This window comes from Sphingomonas sp. (genome assembly GCF_965200105.1).
Lineage (GTDB): Bacteria > Pseudomonadota > Alphaproteobacteria > Sphingomonadales > Sphingomonadaceae > Solisphingomonas.
In genome coordinates, this window is record NZ_CBDATN010000003.1 from 547,681 (window position 1) to 567,599 (window position 19,919).

Below are 19,919 nucleotides of genomic sequence, written 5' to 3' on the forward strand. Positions count from 1 at the left end.
GCGTCCCCCATGTCCTTCTACACCTCGCTCTCCGGCCTGAACGCCGCGCAGCTCGATCTCAACACGACGTCGAACAACATCGCGAACGTCGGCACCAGCGGCTTCAAGTCGAGCCGCGCCGAGTTCGGCGACCTCATCTCGTCGTCGGCAATGCAGTCGCAGTCGTCGTCGGTAGGCCAGGGCACGCGCCTCAAGAGCATCAGCCAGGACTTCACGCAGGGTTCGACGCAGACGACCAGCCGCGCGCTCGACCTGATGGTCGGCGGCGAGGGCTTCTTCGTCACGCGCTCGACGGGCACCGGCAACCAGACCAAGTTCACCCGTAACGGCGCCTTCACCGTCAATGGCAACAACGACGTCGTGGATTCGGGCGGCTCGGTGCTTCAGGTGCTGCCGGTCGACAGCCTCGGCAACACGATCGCCACCGGCCTCGACGCGATGCAGGGGCTGCACGTCCCGCCGACGAGCGGCACGCCCAAGGCGACGAGCTCGATCGAGTCGACGCTGACCTTCCCGGCCGACGCCGACCTGCCGGCAGCGCGCTCGACCTACGGCACGTCCAATCCCTACGCCTTCAGCAAGAGCGACGCGAACAGCTACAACTATGCGACGTCGACGACGGTGTACGATCAGGTCGGCAGCGCGCTGCCGATGACCTCCTACTATATCCGCGACACCAAGCCCGCCGCCAACGGCAGCGATGACGGAACGAGCACCTGGACCGTGCACACCTATGTCGGCGACAAGGAAGTCTTTCCGACCGGAACCACCGATCCGCAGAAAGTGGTGTTCAACTCGGACGGCTCGCTCAAGTCGCCGACGACCAAGACCACCTACGACGCGGTGCAGCCCACCGGCGCCGCCGCCCCGATGAGCCTGTCGCTGACCTACGGCGCGTCGACGAAGCAGGGCAACTACTCGTTCACCACCGTCAAGTCGGCGCAGGACGGCAAGACGACGGGCAAGCTCAACGGCCTCACCGTCGGAGAGGACGGCCTCATCGCGGCGGGCTATTCGGACGGCACGACGCAGGCGCTGGGCAAGGTGGCGGTATCGACCTTCGCCAATCCCGGCGGTCTCCACCAGGCGGGCAGCACGTCGTGGACCGTCACCGGCAAGAGCGGCGACGCGCAGGTCGGCGAGGCCAATGTCGACGGGCGCGGCCAGATCAACTCGGGCGCGCTCGAACTCTCCAACGTGGACCTGACGGCGGAGCTCGTCAGCCTGATCTCGGCGCAGCGCAACTTCCAGGCCAACGCCAAGGCGATCGATACCGACAAGCAGATGCTCCAGTCGATCATCAACCTCCAGTAAACCCTTATCGTCGAGAGGCTGACCGATGGACCGGCTGATCTACACCTCGCTGTCGGCGATGCGCGCGCTCATGGCGCGGCAGACGGTGACGGCGGCGAACCTCGCCAACGCCAACACCACCGGCTTCCGCGGCGACATGGCGGACGCGACGTCGGTGTACGTGGCGCCGGGCGACGGGTCCGTCGCCACCCGCGCGCAGACCGAGCAGTCGGTCCAGCGCGCCGACACCAAGGCGGGCGCGGTCGTCGCCACCGGGCGCGACCTCGACGTCGCGCTCGACGGCGACGCGTTGCTCGGCGTGCAGGCGCCGGGCGGGGGCGAGGCCTATACGCGGCGCGGCGATCTCACCGTCTCCGACAGCGGGCTGCTCACCACCGGCGACGGCTCGCCCGTGCTGGGCGACGGCGGCCCGATCACGCTGCCGCCCGCCGACAAGGTGTCGATCGACAAGACGGGCGCGGTGTGGATCGTGCCGCAGGGCGGCGATCCCGCGCAGCCGCAACAGGTGGAGCAGCTCAAGCTCGTCTCCGCCGCCGGATCCAAGATCACCAAGGGCGAGGACGGGCTGTTCCGCGTCGCGGGCGGGGGCACGCTGCCCTCCGACCCCGATGCCCGCGTCGCCCCCGGCGCGCTGGAAGGATCGAACGTCTCCGTCACCAAGACGCTCACCGACATGATCGACGCGAGCCGCGCCTGGGAGACCCAGGTCAAGATGCTCGCCGGCGCCAAGGAGATGGACAGCTCCGCCGCCGATCTCATGAACCTGCCGAACTGAGGACAAGACGATGACGAACGCCGCCCTCCACGTCGCCCGCACCGGCCTCGACGCTCAGCAGGAGCGCATGCAGGTGATCGCGAACAACATCGCGAACGTGAACACCACCGGGTTCAAGCGCGATCGCGCCAATTTCCAGACGCTGGCCTACCAGTATATGAAGGAGCCAGGCGCCACCTCGTCGGGCGACGACAAGTATACGCAGGGCGCCGCACTCGGAACCGGCGTCAAGATGACGGGCACCTCGCGGTCCGACACGCAAGGGTCGCTCAACCAGACCGGCAACGCGCTCGACGTCGCGATCCAGGGTAACGGCTTCTTCCAGGTCCAGCAGCCCGACGGCACCACCGCCTACACCCGCGACGGCAATTTCTCGCTGTCGTCGGAAGGCCAGATCACCACCGCCGACGGCCGCGCGCTGGTGCCCAACATCCAGGTGCCGCAGGGCGTGACCAACATCACGATCGGCGCCGACGGCACCGTTTCGGCCACCGCCGCCGGCTCCACCGAGGCGACGCAGCTCGGCAAAATCCAGCTCGCGAGCTTCACCAACCCCACCGGCCTGAAGTCGGTCGGCGACAACCTGCTCACCGAGACGCAGGCGTCCGGCGCGCCGCAGGTCGGCGATGCCGGCACCGAGGGGCGCGGCTCGATCGAGCAGGGTTCGCTTGAGGCCTCCAACGTCAACGTCGTCGAGGAGCTCGTCGACATGATCGAGACGCAGCGCGCCTACGAGGTCAACTCCAAGATGATCAAGGCGACGGACGAGATGCTCCAGTTCGCCAACCAGCAGATCTGACGAAGGCCCGATCCGCGATGTCGCGTACCCTCCCCCGCTCCCCCTCGTCGCGTCGGCGCCCGCCGTCGCTGCGCGTGCCGGTCGCCGCCCTCGGGCTGGCGATCGTCGCCGCGACGCTCGGCTTCCCCCAGCCCGCCGAGGCGCGGCACAAGGAGCCCAAGATCAACGAATACGCGCCGTCCGCGCCGATCCTGCCGCTGGCGCCCCCGGCCGACGGCGCGATCTTCCACGCCTCGATGGGCTACGCGCCGCTGACGAGCGGCGCGCGCGCCGCGATGGTGGGCGACACGCTGACGATCGTGCTCGTGGAGAAGACGGCCGCGACCAAGACCAACTCGGCCAGCACCGATCGCTCCGGCAATATCGGCCTCACCCCGCCGACGACGGGCCCGCTGTCCTTCTTCAAGTCGTCCGACGCCTCGCTCGGCGGCAATGGCACCTTCAAGGGCACCGGCGGCGCCGCCCAATCCAACCAGCTCTCGGGCGCCGTCACCGTGACGATCGCGCAGATCCTGCCCAACGGCAATTTCGCCGTGCGCGGCGAGAAGCACCTGACGCTCAACCGCGGCGACGAGTTCGTGCAGATCGCCGGCATCGTGCGGCCCGTCGACATCGGCTCGGATAATTCGGTGCTGTCGACCCGCGTCGCCGACGCCAAGATCACCTATTCGGGCAAGGGCGAGATCGCGCGCGCCTCCTCGCAGGGCTGGCTCGGCCGCTTCTTCAGCCGCGTGAGCCCGTTCTGATGAGGTCCGCCATGGTGAAGCGCCTGCTGCTCGTGCTCGCCGCCCTGTCTGGCGCGGCCGCCCCCGCATCCGCCGCGCGGATCAAGGATCTCGGCCAGTTCCAGGGGCTGCGCACCAACCAGCTCACCGGCTACGGCATCGTGGTGGGTCTCGCCGGCACCGGCGACGACAGCCTGGAATATGCCACGCAGGCGATGAAGGGCGTCGCCTCCAGGCTCGGCCTCCAGATCCCCGCCGGCATCAATCCGGCGACCAAGAACGCCGCCGCCGTCATCATCACCGCCGAACTGCCCGCCTTCGCCAAGCCCGGCCAGACGCTCGACATCACCGTGTCCGCGCTCGGCAAGGCCAAGTCGCTGCGCGGCGGCACGCTGCTGATGTCGCCGATGGTCGGCGCGGACGGGCAGATCTACGCGATGGCGCAGGGCAACCTCGCGGTCGGCGGCCTCGGCGTCTCGGCGGCGGACGGATCGAACGTCGTCATCAACGTGCCCACCGCCGGCCGCATCCCCAGCGGCGCGACGGTGGAGCGCGCGGTGGACGCGGGCTTCGCCACCACGCCGACGATCAACTTCAACCTGGCGGAGGCCGATCTCACCACCGTGCAGCGCGTGGCGCAGGCGATCAACGCGCGCCTCGGCCCCGGCCGCGCGCAGGCGATCGACGCCGAGACGGTGGCGATCACCGCCGCGCCCGGTGCGGAGCTCCGCACCGCGCTGATGGCGTCGATCGAGAACCTCGATATCGATCCCGCCGACGCCGCCGCGAGAGTAGTTGTTAATGCTCGCACGGGTACGGTCGTTATCAACGGTGCGGTCAGGATCGCGCCGGCGGCGGTGAGCCACGGCAAGCTGACCGTGAAGGTGGACGAGAAGCCGCAGGTGTCGCAGCCCGCGCCCTTCTCGCAAGGACAGACGGTGGTCACGCCCAACAGCGCGATCGCGGTCGACGAGAAGCATTCGCCGATGTTCCTCACGGCGGGAGCCAGCCTCGCCGACATCGTCAAGGCGGTGAACGCGATCGGGGCCTCGCCCGCCGATCTCGTCGCCATACTGGAAGCGCTCAAGCAGGCGGGCGCGATGAAGGCGGAGCTGATCGTGCTATGATTACCGGCGTTTCCTCCACCACCACGACGCCCTCACTCGTCTCGTCGTCGAACAGCGATGCGGCGGGCGAGAAGCTCAAGTCCGCCGCGCAGGCGTTCGAGGCGGTGTTCCTCCGCCAGATGATCGGATCGATGCGCCAGGCAGGCCTTGGAGACGGCATGTTCGACAGCCAGGCGACCCAGCAGTTCCAGGACATGGCGGACAGCAAGACCGCCGACTCGATGTCCGGCAAGGGCGTACTCGGCGTCGCCGAGATGCTGGTGAAGCAGCTCTCGCCGATGGTTCCGCAGGTCGCCGCCGCCGGCGCCGCGGTCGAGGCGGGCAGCCGCGTCGCGCACGTCGCCGGCGACCTCGTCTCGCGGCTGAAGCTGTGAGCGACCTCCTCCAGATCGGCGCATCCGGCGCCCGGGCGTTCAACACCGCGCTGGCGACGATCGGCGAGAACGTCTCCAACATGTCCACTCCCGGCTACGCGCGCCGCACGATCACGACGGCGGCCGGCGCGGGCGGCGTGGTCGTCCAGTCGATCAATCGCTCCTGGGACGACTACAAGGCGGCCGCCAAGCGCGACGCCGCCAGCGATGCCGCGAGCGCGTCGACCTATTACGACTGGATGGGCAAGGTCGAGAGCGCGATGTCGGACGATGCCGCTGGCATCGGCCGGAGCGCGACCGGCATCTTCACCAGCGGCGACGCGCTCGCCGCCAATCCCGGCGACACGAGCGGCCGCAAGGCTTTCCTCGCCGCGATCCAGACCACCACCAACGCCTTCAACGCGACCGCCAGCTCGCTCAAGAGCGCGTCGGACGACGTCGGCGTCACCGCCACCTCCAGTGTCGAGGCGGTGAACGCCACGCTGGACAACCTCGACAACGTCAACAGCGCGCTCCACGCCGCGCGCGCGGGCACGGCGGGCCAGGCCAACCTGCTCGACCAGCGCGACAAGCTGCTCGACAGCCTGTCCTCCTCCATCGGCATCGACGTCACGCTCGCCAGCGACGGCAGCGCGAACGTGAAGCTCGCCGGCGGCGGCGCGACGCTCGCCGAGTCTGGCGGCCCGGGCGCGCGCCTGTCACTGGCGCTCGGCACCGGCACCAACGCCGGGCGCATCTCGATCACCGCCATCGGCACCACGAACGAGACGCCGGTCGCCGATGTCGGCGGGTCGCTCGGGGGCCTCGTCAAGAGCGCCGACACGATCGCGACGCGGCGCGTGGCCATGGACACGCTGGCCACGCAGTTCGCCACCCAGATCAACAGCTGGTCGGCCAAGGGGCTGGACGCGAACGGCGCCGCGGGCGGCACGCTCGTCTCGGGCACCACCGCCGCTTCGCTGGCGCTCGCCACTACCGACCCCGCCAAGGTGCCCGCCGCGTCGCCCGCGGCCGGCACGGCGCCGGCGGCGACCAACGGCAATCTCCTCGCCCTCTCCTCGCTGCGCGGCGACGGCGGCATCGAGAAGAGCTGGGGCACGCTCGTCACCGATCACGCGCGCGCCGTCGACGCCGCCAAGACGAGCAGCACCGCCGCCGCCTCGCGCGCCGACGCGACCGCCGCCTCGCTCGCCGACCTGTCCAGCGTCGACCTCGACACCGAGGCGGCGGACCTCATCCGTTTCCAGCAGGCCTATGCCGGCGCCGCCAAGGTCATCCAGGCCGCGCGCGAGACGATGCAAGCCATTCTCGACGTCATCTGAGGGTACGCCCATGATCTCCGGCACCAGATACTCGATCACCACCGAAGTCGCGCGGCAGCAGCGGCTGTCGGCCGATATCGCGCAGATCCAAACGGACATCTCCAGCGGCATCAAGATCCACACCGCGTCGGACGACCCCATCGCCGCGCGGCGCATCGCGCAGATCCAGGCGACGCAGTCCAGCCAGACGCAGTGGACGAGCAACATCACCGTCGCCAAGCAGGTCTCCTCGCAGCTCGAGGACAGTCTCGGCAGCGTCACCACCGCGCTGGTCCGCGCCAAGGAGCTGATGCTCAAGGGCAACACCGACACCGCGGGCGCGGCCGACCGCGACTCCGTGGCCACCGAGCTCCAGGGCATCATGGCCGAGCTCGACACGGTCGGCGCCTCCACCGATTTCACCGGCACCCCGCTCTACGCCAGGACGGGCACCAGCCCCGCCGCCATCCCGGTCGGGCCCGATCTCGCCATCGCGGCGTCCGACAGCTATGATCGCGTGTTCGGCCAGGTGACGCTCGCCGACGGCACGACCACCGACATCAAGACCATCCTGACGGGCGCGATCACGGCGCTGCGGGGGAACGACGATGCCGGGATGACGAAGGCCGCCGCCGGCATCGACGCCGCGCAGGCGCACATCTCCGTTGTGACCACGGACGCCGGCGTCCGCACGCAGCGGATCACCGCCGCGGAGGATCGGCTCGCCACCGCGAAGATCAGCCTCGCCGACGAGCGCTCCTCGCTGGAGAGCACCGACGTCACGGCGGCGGCCGCCGACCTCATCCAGAAGAAGACGCAGCTCGACGCCGCGCAGGCGATCCTGGCCCAGCTCTCGCGCAGCACGCTGTTCGACAAGCTCAGCTAGGCGCATCGGCGCCGCGGTGAGGCGCGCGCGGCTTAGCAATTCGTTGGGGATTGATGGTTAATCCCAAGGCATCCCCGAAGATCGGGTTGCTGGTGAGAAGGGGTGGATCTCCGACATGTTCGCTGCGATCGGCCTCGTCGTCCTGCTCGTCATGGTGTTCGGCGGCTTCGCCTTCACCGGCGGCGACCTCCACCCGGTGCTCGAATCGATCCCGCACGAGATGATCATCATCGGCGGCGCCGCCGTCGGCGCGATCATCGCGGGCAACTCGATGAAGGAGCTGAAGCAGTTCGGCGGCGGCATCGGCAAGATCTTCAAGGGGCCGAAATACAAGAAGCAGGATTATCTCGACGCGATCTTCCTCGTCTCCTCGCTGATGAAGATGCTGCGCACCGACGGCCCCGTCGCCGTCGAGCCGCACATCGAGGATCCCAAAGCCTCGACCATCTTCGCCAACTATCCCAAGCTGCTCAAGGACGGCACGCTCGTCCACCTGATCTGCGATACGCTGCGCCTCGTCGTGGTGTCGTCGGGCACGCTCGACCCGCACGCGGTGGAGGAGGTGATGGACAATGGTCTCAAGACCCACCATCACGACGCCATCCGCCCGGCGGACATGCTGCAAAGCCTTGCCGACGCGCTGCCCGCGCTGGGCATCGTGGCGGCCGTGCTCGGCGTCGTGAAGACGATGGGCTCGATCGACAAGCCCCCCGCGATCCTGGGCGCGATGATCGGATCGGCGCTGGTCGGCACCTTCATGGGCGTGCTGCTCGCCTACGGCATCGTCGGCCCGTTCGCGTCGCGCTGCAAGCAGGTGGTGGAGGGCGACGACGCCATCTACCACGTCGTCAAGCAGATCATCGTCGCCTCGCTCCACGGCCACCCGCTGCCGCTCGTCATCGAGGCGGCGCGCTCGGGCATCACCCACTCGAACCAGCCGGCCTTCGCCGAGGTGTTCGACGGGATGAGGGGGCGCTAGGTGGCCGCCGCGGGCGCCAAGCGCGGGCGCAACGAGCCCGAGCCCAGGCCCATCATCATCGTCAAGAAAATCGTCGGCGACGGCCATGGCGGCCACCACGGCGGCGCCTGGAAGGTCGCCTACGCCGACTTCGTCACCGCGATGATGGCCTTCTTCCTGCTGCTCTGGATCCTCGGCGCCACCACCGAGAAGCAGAGGAAGGGCATCGCCGACTATTTCACGCCCACGCTGGTCGAGATGCGCGAGAAGTCGGCCGGATCGAACGGCCCGTTCGGCGGCGACAGCATCGTCGCCAAGGACAATTACCCGCACCGCGCGGCGCAGACCGGCTCCAAGTCGCTGACCATTCCCAAGGATACCAGCGGCGGCAAGAAGGACGGCGCCGCCGCAATCCGCTCGCGCGACCGCATCCGCTTCCAGCAACTCAGGCAGATGATCGCCAAGCAGATCGCCGCCGACCGCAAGCTCAGCGGCCTCGCCCAGCACATCCGCTTCACCGAGACGCCCGAGGGGCTGCGCATCGACCTCGTCGACGGCGCCGACTTCTCGATGTTCGCGTTAGGCGGCGACAGCCTCGCGCCGCGCGCCGCGACGCTGATCGGCGAGGTGGCGGCGGCGATCGCGGGCGTGCCCAACGGCGTCATCGTGCGCGGCCACACCGATGGCCTGCCCTACGCGGCGGGCCGCAACGTCAACAACTGGACGCTGTCGTCGGCGCGCGCCGAGGCGACGCGCGCGCGGCTATCCGCGGGCGGCGTCGCCAACGCCCGCTTCGTCCGCATCGAAGGCGTCGCCGATCGCGAGCCGTACCAGGGCTCCGATCCCGCCGATCCGCGAAATCGCCGCATGTCGATCACGCTGGCCTGGACGCAGGGCGGCGCCGATGCGACCGACGCGAGGGCGATGGCGGACAAGGTGGCGGGCGGCGAGGCGAACCATGACGCGGAGCCGGGCGATCCCGAGGAGCGGCGGGGATTTATCCACCCGTAGCGAGTCGCCGCGTGCGCCGTCGCTACTTCGCGAGGTTTAGCGCGACCGCCTCTCGGATCAACGCCTGGAAAGCGGCCTCGTCGAACATTTCGCCCTCGCGCAGGTCGATCGCGCGCCTCGCATTGCCGTCCAGGCTGGCGTTGAACAGGCCGGCGGGATCGGCGAGCGCGGCTCCGCTCGCGAAGGTCAGCTTGATCTTGTCGCGGTAGGTCTCTCCCGTGCAGACGAGGCCGTGGTGCGACCAGGCCGGCACGCCATCGGGGTTGGTGGGCTTGCGCCACTTGACCTCCTCGACGATCTCGGGATCGGCCTGCATGATGAGCAGGCGGAGGCGGCCGAGCATGCTGCTGCGCCAGTCACCCGTCCCGCCGTCGGCTCTCACCGCCAAGGCCTCGAACTCCCGGATCGGCGTCTCGGCGCGGCGCCCGCTCCTCAACCCATGGCTTTGACGATATCGTCGACCATCTTCTTGGCGTCGGCGAGCAGCATCATGGTGTTGTCCATGTAGAAGACGTCGTTGTCGACGCCGGCATAGCCCACGCCGCCCATCGATCGCTTGACGAACAGCACGGTCTTGGCCTTTTCGACGTCGAGCACGGGCATTCCGTAGATCGGCGAGCTCTTGTCGGTCTTGGCGGCGGGGTTGGTGACGTCATTGGCGCCGATCACGAAGGCGACGTCGGTCTGCGCGAACTCGCCGTTGATGTCCTCCAGCTCGAACACCTCGTCATAGGGCACGTTGGCCTCGGCGAGCAGCACGTTCATGTGCCCCGGCATCCGTCCCGCGACGGGGTGGATGGCGTATTTCACGCGCACGCCCTCCTTCTTGAGCACGTCGCCCATCTCGCGTAGCGCGTGCTGCGCCTGCGCCACCGCCATGCCGTAGCCCGGCACGATGATGACCTGCTCGGCCTGGCTCATCAGGAAGGCGGCGTCCTCCGCCGAGCCGCGCTTCCACGGCCGCTGCTCCCTGGCATCACCGCCGGCGCCCCCGTCGGACACCGCGCCGAAGCCGCCCGCGATGACGCTGATGAAGCTTCGGTTCATCGCGCGGCACATGATGTAGGACAGGATCGCGCCCGACGAGCCGACCAGCGCGCCGGTGATGATCATCGCCGAGTTGTGCAGCGTGAAGCCCATCGCGGCCGCCGCCCAGCCCGAGTAGCTGTTGAGCATCGAGACGACGACCGGCATGTCCGCGCCGCCGATCGGCACGATCAGCAGGAAGCCGATCGCGAAGCTCAGCACCGTGATCGCCGCGAACACCGGCAGCGCGTCGTCGGTGACGAAATAGGCGATGAGCAGCAGGATCGCCGCCAGCGTGCCCAGGTTGATGACGTGGCGCGCGGGCAGCAGGATCGGCTTGCCGCCCATGTTGCCGTTGAGCTTCAGGAAGGCGATGACCGAGCCCGAGAAGGTGATCGCGCCGATCGCGATGCCCAGCCCCATCTCGATGCGCGAGACCTGGTGGATGTGGCCGGTGACGAGATCGAGGATGCCGAACGCCGCCGGGTTGGCGTAGGCCGCCACCGCCACCAGCACCGCCGCCAGGCCGACGAGGCTGTGGAACGCCGCGACGAGCTGCGGCATGTCCGTCATCTTGATGCGCCTGGCGGTGACGAGGCCGATCGCCGCGCCGAGGCCGATCGCGGCGAGGATCTCCAGCGCCGTCACCCAGTCGATGCGCGCGAGGAGCGCGGTGTAGTCGCCGGCCGGCGTCTGCACGACCGCCAACGTGGCGAGCACGGGCACGTGGGTGACGAGCGTCGTCACCACCGCTATGCCCATGCCCCAGATGCCGTAGCGGTTGCCCTTCTGGCTGGTCTCCGGGCTCGACAGCCCGCGCAGCGCCAGGATGAAGCAGATGCCGGAGATCAGGTAGGCCAGCATCGCCCAGGCCGGCGTCGCGACTGCTTCGTGCATTCCTACCCCCTCGAACGCGTCGTCGGCACCGGCGTGCGGCTCACTTCGCCGCCGGCCGCTCCTTCTTCTTGTACATGGCGAGCATCCGCTCGGTGACCGCGAAGCCGCCGAAGATGTTGACCGAGGCGAGCACCACCGCGAGCAGCCCCAGCCACTTCGACGTGGCCGACGCGGCACCCGCGCCGACGAAGGCCGGCGCCGCCCCCGCGATCAGCGCGCCGACGACGATCACCGACGAGATCGCGTTGGTCACGGCCATCAACGGCGTGTGCAGCGCCGGCGTCACCGACCAGACGACGTAATAGCCCACGAAGCAGGCCATCACGAAGATCGACAGGATCGAGATGAAGTCCACGGCGCTCAGCCCTCCCCGGCAGGATCGCGCTAACCCGGCGCGCCGCTCATGTCAACGACTTTTACCAGATCGGTTACTGGAACAGTCTCGGGTGCACCACCTTGCCGCCTCGGGTCAGCCGGATCGCGTCGCCGATCTCGGCGTCGAGCACGGGGCGACCCTGCTCCTTGTCCCAGAAGGCGGCGAGGAAGTTGAACAGGTTGCGCGCGAACAGCGCCGACGCATCCGCCGCCAGCCGCGACGGCACGTTCCTGTGCCCGACGATCTTCACACCGTGCCGCTCCACCACCTCGCCCGGCACCGCGCCCTCGACATTGCCGCCGCTCTCCACCGCGAGATCGACGATCACGCTGCCCGGCCGCATCGAGGCGATCTGCGCGTCCGAGATCAGCCGCGGCGCGGCGCGGCCGGGGATCAGCGCGGTGGTGATCACGATGTCCTGCTTGGCGATGTGGCCCGAGACGAGCTCGGCCTGCGCGCGCTGATACTCGGGGCTCATCTCGGTCGCGTAGCCGCCCGATCCCTCGCCCTCGATGCCCGCCACGTTCTCGACGAAGATCGGCTTGGCGCCCAAGGACTGGATCTGCTCCCTGGTGGCCGATCGCACGTCGGTGGCCGATACCTGCGCGCCCAGCCTGCGCGCGGTGGCGATCGCCTGCAGGCCCGCGACGCCCACGCCCATCACGAACACGCGCGCGGCCGAGATCGTGCCCGCCGCCGTCATCATCATCGGGAAGGCGCGGCCATATTCGGCCGCCGCGTCGAGCACCGCCTTGTAGCCCGCCAGGTTCGACTGCGAGGAGAGAATGTCCATCGACTGCGCGCGCGTGATGCGCGGCATGAACTCCATCGCCAGCGCCTCGATGCCCGCCGCCGCATAGCCGTCGACCTTCGCACGCCCGCCCTCGGGACCGGCGCCGAAAGGGTTGAGACCGGCCGCCAGCCACGCACCCGGCCGGGCACCCGCGAGCGAGGCCGGATCCGGACCCTGAACGCCAAGAATCAGCTCCGCCCCGGCCAGCACCGCCAACCGATCGCCCACCCCGGCACCAGCATCGGCATAGGCCTGATCGGAGATCGAGGCGCCGACGCCCGCGCCCGACTCCACCGCCAGCGTCGCGCCGAGTGCCGTCAGCTTCTTCACCGTCTCGGGCGTCGCCGCGACCCGCCGCTCGCCTTCCGCCTGCTCCCTGAGGACCGCGATCCGCATCGGCGCGGCCTAGCTGGCGACGATGAAGACGACGATGGCCGCCACGACGAAGGCCGCGATCGCGCCGTACTTGAGGAGCCCGAGGAAGCCGCCATAGGTCTGCTCGTGCGCCTTAAACTGAGCGCGCCCGTTGTCGGCCATCCGTCGTTTCCCCGCCTGATTGCTCGGCCCGCCTTCTAACCGGCTCTTGGAGCGGTGCAAACCTCTTCCTATGAGGGGATCTGGGCTTAAGCGGGTCTTTACCCCCGCGCGGCTACACACGCTCCGTTTCCGAGGGAATGGGCATGGCGCGCGAGACGATCAGAAGCCTGTTGCTGGTCGGCGAGGAGCCGGGCCTGCGCCGTCTCGTGACGGCGATCGCGGCGCGCGCCGGGTGGCGCACGGCCGGCGCCGAACCAGGCGGCGATCCGCTCGACGCGCTCCGCGCGCCCGGCGGCGCCACCATCGAGGCGGTGCTGATCGACCAGCAGGCGATCGGGCGCTCGCCCGCGCTGGTGGAGGCCATCCGCGCCGCGCACCCGGAGAAGGCGGTCTACACGCTCACCACCCTGGACGGCATCGGCCTCGCCATCGAGGCGATGCGCGCCGGTGCCACCGACTATCTCGTCAAGCCGCTGGCGCCCGACCGGCTGCTCACCGCGCTCGGCGCGGCGGCGAATCGCCCGGCGGTTGACGGCGAGCTGAGGCCGATGGCCGAGAAACTGTGGCAGCCGCTGACGCTGGAGGAGGTGGTGGGCGACGCCCCCGCGTTCCGCGCCGCGCTGGGCGTCGCCGCCAAAGCCGCCGCCGCACGCGGCCCCGCGCTGATCGAGGGTGAGCGTGGCACCGGCCGCGAGATGGTCGCGGAGGCCATGCACGCCGCGAGCCCGCGCGCGCAGCGACCGCTCGTCGTCGTCGACTGCGGCGCGGTGCCCGCCAACGTCGTCGATTCGGAATTGTTCGGGCACGAGCGCGGCGCCTTCGCCGGCGCGTTCGAGCGCAAGCCCGGCTGCATCGTCGACGCCGACGGCGGCACGCTGTTCCTCGACGATATCGGCGCGCTTCCGGCGGACACGCAGGCGCGGCTGATGAACGCCATCGACAGCGGCCGCATCTTCCCGCTCGGCGCGAGGACGGGGCGCGACGTCGACGTGCGAATCGTCGCCGCCAGCCGCGTGCCGCTCGCCGAGGAAGTCGCCGCCGGCCGCTTCCGCGAGGACCTGCTCTATCGGCTCGCCGGCACCTTCGTGGCGCTGCCTCCCCTCCGCGAGCGTGCGGACGACCTGCCCGCGCTCGTCCGCCACCTGCTCGCCCGCATCGCGCGCCAGCCCGGCCTGCGCGAGCTCGACATCACCGACGAGGCGCTGGCGCTGCTCGCCACCTATGACTGGCCGGGCAATGTCCGCCAGCTCCAGAACGCACTGTTCCGCGCCGCCGTGCTCTCCGACGCCGACGCACTGACCACCGCCGATTTCCCGCAGATCGCGCAGGAGAGCTTCTCGCGCCGGCGACAGGGCCGCCAGGTGGCGGATCATCGCCGCGCCGGCGTGGCCCTCGGGGGTGGGGTCCAGCTCTATACCGCCGAAGGCCATCTCCGCCCGCTCGACGAGATCGAGGCGGACGTGATCCGCCTCGCCATCGGCCATTATCGCGGCCGCATGAGCGAGGTCGCACGCCGGCTCGGCATCGGCCGCTCGACGCTCTACCGCAAGCTCGGCGATCTCGGCATCGACAGCGCGGCGTGACGGGCTGGCCCGCCGGCCAGCCGGGGCCAGGCGGGCGCGATGCGGTTCCAGGGAAAGCGGGCGCTCGTCACCGGAGCGGCTTCGGGCATCGGCCTCGCGACGGCCGCCTCCATCACCGGGGCCGTGCTCGCCGCCGACGGCGGCTGTGCGCTCCAGGCGATCGGACTACGCCGGCGTCAGCGCCTCGTCGCGCAGGCCCCGCCAGACGCGCAAGGCCTGCACCGTCTCGAACACATCGTGGACGCGCAGCAGCTGCACCCCCTGGTGCGCACCCGCCAGCGCCAATGCCAGCGAGCCGCCCAGCCGCTGCCCGACCGGCACCTCCCCGGTCAGCGCGGCGACCGTGCGCTTTCGGCTGGCGCCGAGCACGATCGGCAGCCCCAGCCCCTGGAGCATCGACAGGCCGTTCAGCACCTGGAGATTATGGCGCAGCGCCTTGCCGAAGCCGATGCCGGGATCGATCAACAGCCGCTCGCGCGCGATGCCGGCCGCGACCGCCGCCTCCACGCGGGCTTCCAGCCAATCGTAGACGTCGAGCAGCGCGTCGCGATAGCGCGGATCCTTCTGCATCGTCTCGGGCGTGCCCTGATGGTGCATCAGCACGACCGGGCACGTGCCGCCCGACAGGATCCCGGTCGCGCGCGGATCGTAGGTCAGCGCGGAGACGTCGTTGACCATCGCCGCGCCCGCCGTCAGCGCCGCCTCCATCACGGCACCCTTGCGCGTGTCGATCGAGACGGCGACACCCGCCGCCGCCAGCCGCTCTATCGCGGGACGCACGCGGGCGATCTCGTCGCCCTCCCACACCGGCTTGGCGCCCGGCCGCGTCGATTCCCCACCGACATCGACGATCGCGGCGCCGGCCTCCGCCATGCGGACTCCGGCTCGCGTCGCGGCGGCAGGATCGTCCGCGAGGCCGCCCCCATCCGAGAAACTGTCGGGCGTGACGTTGAGGATGCCCATGGCGTGCGGCTGGTCGAGCCGCACCTGGCGCGACCCGAGCCGCAGCGGCGCTCTCGGCTCGCGCAGCCGCGCGAACGCCCGCTCTCCCGCCGTGCGGTGTGGCTCGGGCAGGCCGCCGAGAAAATCCTCGATCCGCTCGACGGGCACGAGCACCTGCCCGAAGCGGCCGTCCGCGTCTGCGGCGATCGCCTCCACCCCCGAGAACCAGACGAGACCGCCGGCCAGCCGCATCACCTGCCCGTCGAAACCGAACGGCGCGTCGACGAAACCGGTGGGGCGGAGGTAGAGCTTGGCCGCCGATCCGCGCCGCGCCAGCTCCGCGACGATCATTGCGGCGGGCTTGCGGCGATCAGCACCTGCCGCAGCGCGTCGATCGGCTGGAGCCGGCCCGCCTCGCCCTCGGTGTGCCAGAAGGTCCAGCCGTTGCACGACGGCGCGCCCTGCAGCGTCGCGCCGAGCTTGTGGATCGAGCCCGTCTCGCTGCCCGCCACCAGCGAGGCATCGGCACGCACGCACGCCTGCCAGCGCCGCCGCACGTCGGTAAGCAGCGTGCCCGGAGCGATCATCCCCGCCTCGACGAGCGCGCCGAACGCGACGCGCGGCGCGGAACGCCGGGACGGCATCACCTCCATCGCGCTCTCGTCGAGCGGCAGCGCGGCCGCGATCCGCTCGCGCGCCAGCCGGACGTAGCGCGGCTCGCGCTCGATCCCGATCCAGTGCCGGCCGAGCCGCTTGGCCACCGCACCCGTCGTGCCCGTGCCGAAGAAGGGATCGAGCACCACGTCGCCCGGCCGCGTGGTGGCGAGCAGCAGGCGGTAGAGCAGCGCCTCGGGCTTCTGCGTGGGATGCGCCTTGCCGCCCGCCTCGTCCTTCAGCCGCTCCGCGCCGCCGCACAGCGGGAAGCTCCAATCGGAGCGCATCTGCACGTCGTCGTTGAGCCCCTTCATCGCGCGGTAGTTGAAGGTGTAGCGCGCCTTGTCCGACTTCGCCGCCCAGATCAGCGTCTCGTGTGCGTTGGTGAAGCGGGTACCGCGAAAATTGGGCATCGGATTGGCCTTGCGCCAGACGATATCGTTCAGGATCCACAAGCCGAGATCCTGCAACGCCGCGCCGACGCGGAAGATGTTGTGGTAGCTGCCGATCACCCACAGCGTGCCGTCGTCCTTCAGCAGCCGCCGCGCCTCGCGCAGCCAGGCGTGGGTGAATCGATCATAGTCGGCGAGGCTGTCGAACTTGTCCCAGTCGTCGTCGACCGCGTCGACCATGCTGCCGTCGGGCCGGTGGAGATCGCCGCCCAGTTGCAGGTTGTAGGGCGGATCGGCGAACACGCAGTCGATCGACTTGTCGGGCAGCAGCCGCATCGCGCGGATGCAGTCGTCGCGCAGGATGCGGTTCAGCGGCAGCAGGGCGTCGGGCACGCGCGTCGCCCCCACCCGATCCAGCCTGCCCATACGCACTCCCGCCCGTCCTGCGCCGGTGATGAGTCCGGCCGGACTCCGGGTCAACTGCAAAATGGCGGATTCTGGCGAGTCGCCTCACATCTCAGTGCAGAGCTGCGCCACCGGCGCGAAGCTGCGGCGGTGGAGCGGGCTGGGGCCGAGCCGCGCCAGCGCGTCGCGATGGTCGCGCGTGCCATAGCCCTTGTTGGAGGCCCAGCCATAGCCCGGATGCTCGGCATCCGCCGCGCGCATCATCTCGTCGCGCTCGTGCTTGGCGACGATCGAGGCGGCGGCGATCGACAGGCACAGCGCGTCGCCGTCGACGATCGCCTTCGCCGCGTAGCGCCAGCGCGGCAGCCGGTTGCCGTCTACCAGCACCATAGCGGGCTCGCACGGCCCGGTCGCGCACAATGCGTCCACCGCACGCGTCATCGCCAGCATCGTCGCCCAGTAGATGTTGATCGTGTCGATCTCCTCCACCGATGCGATCCCGACGCCGACGCGCGCGCGGAGGCGAAGCTCGCCGGCGAGATCGCGGCGGCGTTCGGGGCAGAGCAGCTTGGAATCGTTCATGCCGCGGGGATGGCGGCCGCGATCGAGGATGACGGCGGCGGCGACCACCGGCCCCGCCAGCGGTCCCCTCCCCGCCTCGTCGACACCGGCGACGGGATCGGGATGCGGACGTTCGAGCGCGAAGGTGCAGCGCGGCATGGACGGGCGTTTACGTTAACCTTCTTCTCTCGTCACCCCGGACCTGATCCGGGGTCCCGCTCCTTGCGGGTAAAACCCGGCAGAGGAGTAACTCTGGCCCAACGCATGTCCGATCGGCCCGTACCCGCCGCCGAGGCCGGGCGCCGCGAGCAACGCGGCCCGGACATAGCCGCGCGCGCGCTCGATCGCGTCGGGTAGCGCCATCCCGACCGCCAGCCCCGTGGCGATCGCGCTCGCCAGGGTGCAGCCGGTGCCGTGGGTGTGTCGCGTCTCGATCCGGTCGGATCGCCACTCGGCGACGATGCCATCCCGGCCGACGAGGCGATCCACCAGCATCGTGCCGGGCGCGTGTCCGCCCTTGACCAGCACGGCCGCGCCGAACCGCCGGACGATCGGCACGGCGGCAGCGACCTGCCGATCCCGATTGGCAAGCTCCGATTCCGCGACGCCTGACAAGGCGGCGAGTTCGGGCAGATTGGGCGTGACCAGCGTCGCGACGCCGATCAGCCGCTCCAGCGCGGCGACGGTACGATCATCGGCGAGCGTCGCGCCGCTGGTCGCGACCATCACGGGATCGAGGATGACGTGGTCGCATGGCCGGTCGTCGATCAGCCGATCCGCCACCGCGTGCGCGATTGCGGCCGATCCCAGCATCCCGATCTTGATCGCGCCGGCGCCGATGTCCGCCAGCACCGCGTCGATCTGCGCCACCACCGCGTCCGGCGGCAGCACGTCTACCCGCGTGACGCCCAGCGTATTCTGCGCGGTGACGGCGGTGATCGCGGTGGCGACGTAGCCGCCGAGCATCGTGATCGTCTTGATGTCGGCCTGGATGCCCGCGCCGCCGCCGGAGTCCGATCCGGCGATGACGAGGACGCGCGGGATCATGCCGCCCGCCGTACCGCCTCGCACACCTCGTCCACCACCTCGCGCACCAGCGTGGGATCCTCGCCCTCCGCCATCACGCGGATCAGCGGCTCGGTGCCCGACTTGCGGATGACGAGCCGGCCGGTGCCCGCCAGGCGCGCCTCGGCCGCCGCGATCGAGGCGCGCACGCCGTCGGTCTCCAGCGGCGCGCCGCTCTTGAAGCGCACGTTCTGGAGGCGCTGGGGCAGCGGATCGAAGCGGCGCAGCAGCTCGGAGGCCGGCTTGCCCGAGTGCACGAGCTCCGCCAGCACCTGCAACGCCGCCACCAGCCCGTCGCCGGTGGTGGCGTAATCCGACAGGATGATGTGGCCGGATTGCTCGCCGCCGACGTTGAAACCATCGCGGCGCATCGCCTCCAGCACGTAACGATCGCCCACCGCCGTGCGGTGCAGGCTCAGCCCCTCGCCCGCCAGATAGCGTTCGAGGCCGAGGTTGGACATGACCGTGGCGACGATGCCGCCGCCCTTGAGTAGCCCGCGCCGCTTCCACGAGCAGGCGAGCAGCGCCATGATCTGATCGCCGTCCACCAGCCGCCCGCGCTCGTCGACCACGATCAGCCGGTCGGCATCGCCGTCGAGCGCGATGCCGATGTCGGCGCGCGTCTCCAGCACCTTGGCCTGCAACGCTTCCGGCGCGGTCGATCCGCAGCGATCGTTGACGTTGGTGCCGTCGGGCGAGACGCCGATCGCCACCACCTCGGCGCCCAGCTCCCACAATGCCTGGGGCGCTACGGAGTAGGCGGCACCGTTGGCGCAATCGACGACGACGCGCAGCCGGTCGAGCCGGAGATCCTCGGGAAAGGTGGATTTCACCGCATGGATGTAGCGCCCGCGCGCGTCCTCGATGCGTTGGGCGCGGCCGATCGCCTCGGCGGGCGCGAGTTGCGGCGGATGCTCCAGCGCCGCCTCGATCGCGGCCTCGTCCTCGTCGGAGAGCTTGTAGCCGTCCGGCCCGAACAGCTTGATGCCGTTGTCCTGATAAGGGTTGTGGCTGGCCGAGATCATCACGCCGAGGTCGGCGCGCATCGCGCGGGTCAGCATAGCCACCGCCGGCGTGGGCAGCGGCCCGAACATGATGACATCCATGCCAACCGAGGTGAATCCGGCGGTGAGCGCCGATTCCATCATGTAGCCGGAGAGCCGCGTGTCCTTGCCGATCACCACGCGATGGCGGTGCTCGCCGCGCAGGAAGTGCGCGCCCGCCGCCTGCCCCACCCGCATCGCGAGCTCGGCCGTCATCGGCGCCTCGTTGGTGCGGCCCCTGATCCCGTCCGTTCCGAAATAGCGTCGTGGCATGCCCGTCTCCTCGCGCGCGCCTATAACGCCGAACGCTGGCGAAAGGGTGAATGGCCGCGCGCGGTTTGATCGGGCGGGCGCAGGCGCGTACCGGCTTTCCGG

Annotated in this window: 21 protein-coding genes; 11 read left to right on the top strand and 10 right to left on the bottom strand. The window is 70.1% G+C overall.

Annotated features, from left to right (window positions below):
- The first annotated feature begins 9 nt into the window (after positions 1–9).
- From ACOFKX_RS15560 to ACOFKX_RS15605, 10 genes are all read left to right on the top strand, one after another.
- Positions 10–1,314: a flagellar hook protein FlgE gene (locus tag ACOFKX_RS15560; protein ID WP_419827979.1), complete on the top strand. Its 1,305-nt coding sequence runs from the start codon at positions 10–12 to the stop codon at positions 1,312–1,314.
- A gap of 25 nt (positions 1,315–1,339) precedes the next feature.
- Positions 1,340–2,089 (top strand): flagellar basal body rod protein FlgF, encoded by a 750-nt coding sequence (locus ACOFKX_RS15565; RefSeq protein ID WP_419827980.1) that lies wholly within the window; start codon positions 1,340–1,342, stop codon positions 2,087–2,089.
- Positions 2,090–2,099: 10 nt separating this feature from the next.
- Positions 2,100–2,888: a flagellar basal-body rod protein FlgG gene (flgG, locus tag ACOFKX_RS15570; RefSeq protein WP_419827981.1), complete on the top strand. Its 789-nt coding sequence runs from the start codon at positions 2,100–2,102 to the stop codon at positions 2,886–2,888.
- A gap of 17 nt (positions 2,889–2,905) precedes the next feature.
- On the top strand, positions 2,906–3,634 hold the full coding sequence (locus ACOFKX_RS15575) for a flagellar basal body L-ring protein FlgH (protein WP_419827982.1): 729 nt from the start codon (positions 2,906–2,908) through the stop codon (positions 3,632–3,634).
- 11 nt (positions 3,635–3,645) lie between these two features.
- On the top strand, positions 3,646–4,740 hold the full coding sequence (locus ACOFKX_RS15580) for a flagellar basal body P-ring protein FlgI (RefSeq protein ID WP_419827983.1): 1,095 nt from the start codon (positions 3,646–3,648) through the stop codon (positions 4,738–4,740).
- Positions 4,737–5,114: a rod-binding protein gene (locus ACOFKX_RS15585; protein ID WP_419827984.1), complete on the top strand. Its 378-nt coding sequence runs from the start codon at positions 4,737–4,739 to the stop codon at positions 5,112–5,114. The genes ACOFKX_RS15580 and ACOFKX_RS15585 overlap by 4 nt, the downstream gene beginning before the upstream one ends.
- A complete protein-coding gene (gene flgK / locus ACOFKX_RS15590) occupies positions 5,111–6,436 on the top strand; it encodes a flagellar hook-associated protein FlgK (protein ID WP_419827985.1) in 1,326 nt (441 codons plus the stop codon). Before ACOFKX_RS15585 ends, flgK begins: the two co-directional genes overlap by 4 nt.
- 10 nt (positions 6,437–6,446) lie before the next feature.
- On the top strand, positions 6,447–7,301 hold the full coding sequence (locus ACOFKX_RS15595; RefSeq protein ID WP_419827986.1) for a flagellin: 855 nt from the start codon (positions 6,447–6,449) through the stop codon (positions 7,299–7,301).
- Positions 7,302–7,416: 115 nt separating this feature from the next.
- Positions 7,417–8,280 (top strand): flagellar motor stator protein MotA, encoded by an 864-nt coding sequence (motA, locus tag ACOFKX_RS15600; RefSeq protein WP_419827987.1) that lies wholly within the window; start codon positions 7,417–7,419, stop codon positions 8,278–8,280.
- Entirely contained in the window at positions 8,281–9,270 is a 990-nt protein-coding gene (locus tag ACOFKX_RS15605; RefSeq protein WP_419827988.1) for a flagellar motor protein MotB, read from the top strand.
- Between the two features lie 22 nt (positions 9,271–9,292).
- On the opposite strand, the gene ACOFKX_RS15610 is transcribed toward ACOFKX_RS15605, so the two are convergent.
- The 5 genes from ACOFKX_RS15610 to ACOFKX_RS15630 form a co-directional block, all read right to left on the bottom strand.
- The gene (locus tag ACOFKX_RS15610; RefSeq protein WP_419827989.1) at positions 9,293–9,706 is read right to left on the bottom strand and encodes a DUF1801 domain-containing protein; all 414 of its coding nucleotides are present in this window, start codon (positions 9,704–9,706) and stop codon (positions 9,293–9,295) included.
- A complete protein-coding gene (locus ACOFKX_RS15615) occupies positions 9,703–11,193 on the bottom strand; it encodes an NAD(P)(+) transhydrogenase (Re/Si-specific) subunit beta (RefSeq protein ID WP_419827198.1) in 1,491 nt (496 codons plus the stop codon). Before ACOFKX_RS15615 ends, ACOFKX_RS15610 begins: the two co-directional genes overlap by 4 nt.
- Before the next feature lie 40 nt (positions 11,194–11,233).
- Complete coding sequence (locus tag ACOFKX_RS15620; RefSeq protein WP_419827197.1) at positions 11,234–11,548, bottom strand: NAD(P) transhydrogenase subunit alpha; 315 nt, start codon at positions 11,546–11,548, stop codon at positions 11,234–11,236.
- Positions 11,549–11,621: 73 nt separating this feature from the next.
- Complete coding sequence (locus tag ACOFKX_RS15625; protein WP_419827990.1) at positions 11,622–12,758, bottom strand: NAD(P) transhydrogenase subunit alpha; 1,137 nt, start codon at positions 12,756–12,758, stop codon at positions 11,622–11,624.
- Between the two features lie 9 nt (positions 12,759–12,767).
- A complete protein-coding gene (locus ACOFKX_RS15630) occupies positions 12,768–12,899 on the bottom strand; it encodes an aa3-type cytochrome c oxidase subunit IV (RefSeq protein WP_419827991.1) in 132 nt (43 codons plus the stop codon).
- A 143-nt stretch (positions 12,900–13,042) separates the two neighbouring features.
- On the opposite strand from ACOFKX_RS15630, the gene ACOFKX_RS15635 reads away from it, so the two are divergent.
- Positions 13,043–14,482 carry a sigma-54-dependent transcriptional regulator gene (locus tag ACOFKX_RS15635; RefSeq protein ID WP_419827992.1) on the top strand — a complete coding sequence of 480 codons (1,440 nt, stop codon included), beginning with the start codon at positions 13,043–13,045 and terminating at the stop codon, positions 14,480–14,482.
- 165 nt (positions 14,483–14,647) lie between these two features.
- Here the strand turns inward: ACOFKX_RS15635 and folP are convergent, their stop codons facing one another.
- From folP to glmM, 5 genes are all read right to left on the bottom strand, one after another.
- Positions 14,648–15,775, bottom strand: coding sequence for a dihydropteroate synthase (folP, locus tag ACOFKX_RS15640; protein WP_419827993.1), 1,128 nt, complete (start codon positions 15,773–15,775; stop codon positions 14,648–14,650).
- The gene (locus ACOFKX_RS15645; protein WP_419827994.1) at positions 15,772–16,896 is read right to left on the bottom strand and encodes a site-specific DNA-methyltransferase; all 1,125 of its coding nucleotides are present in this window, start codon (positions 16,894–16,896) and stop codon (positions 15,772–15,774) included. The genes folP and ACOFKX_RS15645 overlap by 4 nt, the downstream gene beginning before the upstream one ends.
- 84 nt (positions 16,897–16,980) lie before the next feature.
- On the bottom strand, positions 16,981–17,595 hold the full coding sequence (locus ACOFKX_RS15650) for a ribonuclease HII (protein WP_419827995.1): 615 nt from the start codon (positions 17,593–17,595) through the stop codon (positions 16,981–16,983).
- Positions 17,596–17,610: 15 nt separating this feature from the next.
- Positions 17,611–18,483 (bottom strand): bifunctional hydroxymethylpyrimidine kinase/phosphomethylpyrimidine kinase, encoded by an 873-nt coding sequence (thiD, locus tag ACOFKX_RS15655; RefSeq protein WP_419827996.1) that lies wholly within the window; start codon positions 18,481–18,483, stop codon positions 17,611–17,613.
- A complete protein-coding gene (gene glmM, locus ACOFKX_RS15660; RefSeq protein WP_419827997.1) occupies positions 18,480–19,817 on the bottom strand; it encodes a phosphoglucosamine mutase in 1,338 nt (445 codons plus the stop codon). Before glmM ends, thiD begins: the two co-directional genes overlap by 4 nt.
- Positions 19,818–19,919: the final 102 nt, after the last annotated feature.

Coding starts and splice junctions, on each gene's coding strand:
- glmM (WP_419827997.1), bottom strand. CDS start 19,817: ATGCCACGACGCTATTTCGGAACGGACGGGATCAGGGGCCGCACCAAC.
- motA (WP_419827987.1), top strand. CDS start 7,417: ATGTTCGCTGCGATCGGCCTCGTCGTCCTGCTCGTCATGGTGTTCGGC.
- folP (WP_419827993.1), bottom strand. CDS start 15,775: ATGATCGTCGCGGAGCTGGCGCGGCGCGGATCGGCGGCCAAGCTCTAC.
- ACOFKX_RS15575 (WP_419827982.1), top strand. CDS start 2,906: ATGTCGCGTACCCTCCCCCGCTCCCCCTCGTCGCGTCGGCGCCCGCCG.
- flgG (WP_419827981.1), top strand. CDS start 2,100: ATGACGAACGCCGCCCTCCACGTCGCCCGCACCGGCCTCGACGCTCAG.
- ACOFKX_RS15560 (WP_419827979.1), top strand. CDS start 10: ATGTCCTTCTACACCTCGCTCTCCGGCCTGAACGCCGCGCAGCTCGAT.
- ACOFKX_RS15645 (WP_419827994.1), bottom strand. CDS start 16,896: ATGGGCAGGCTGGATCGGGTGGGGGCGACGCGCGTGCCCGACGCCCTG.
- ACOFKX_RS15580 (WP_419827983.1), top strand. CDS start 3,646: ATGGTGAAGCGCCTGCTGCTCGTGCTCGCCGCCCTGTCTGGCGCGGCC.
- thiD (WP_419827996.1), bottom strand. CDS start 18,483: ATGATCCCGCGCGTCCTCGTCATCGCCGGATCGGACTCCGGCGGCGGC.
- ACOFKX_RS15595 (WP_419827986.1), top strand. CDS start 6,447: ATGATCTCCGGCACCAGATACTCGATCACCACCGAAGTCGCGCGGCAG.
- ACOFKX_RS15565 (WP_419827980.1), top strand. CDS start 1,340: ATGGACCGGCTGATCTACACCTCGCTGTCGGCGATGCGCGCGCTCATG.
- ACOFKX_RS15635 (WP_419827992.1), top strand. CDS start 13,043: ATGGCGCGCGAGACGATCAGAAGCCTGTTGCTGGTCGGCGAGGAGCCG.
- ACOFKX_RS15630 (WP_419827991.1), bottom strand. CDS start 12,899: ATGGCCGACAACGGGCGCGCTCAGTTTAAGGCGCACGAGCAGACCTAT.
- ACOFKX_RS15615 (WP_419827198.1), bottom strand. CDS start 11,193: ATGCACGAAGCAGTCGCGACGCCGGCCTGGGCGATGCTGGCCTACCTG.
- ACOFKX_RS15650 (WP_419827995.1), bottom strand. CDS start 17,595: ATGCCGCGCTGCACCTTCGCGCTCGAACGTCCGCATCCCGATCCCGTC.
- ACOFKX_RS15585 (WP_419827984.1), top strand. CDS start 4,737: ATGATTACCGGCGTTTCCTCCACCACCACGACGCCCTCACTCGTCTCG.
- ACOFKX_RS15625 (WP_419827990.1), bottom strand. CDS start 12,758: ATGCGGATCGCGGTCCTCAGGGAGCAGGCGGAAGGCGAGCGGCGGGTC.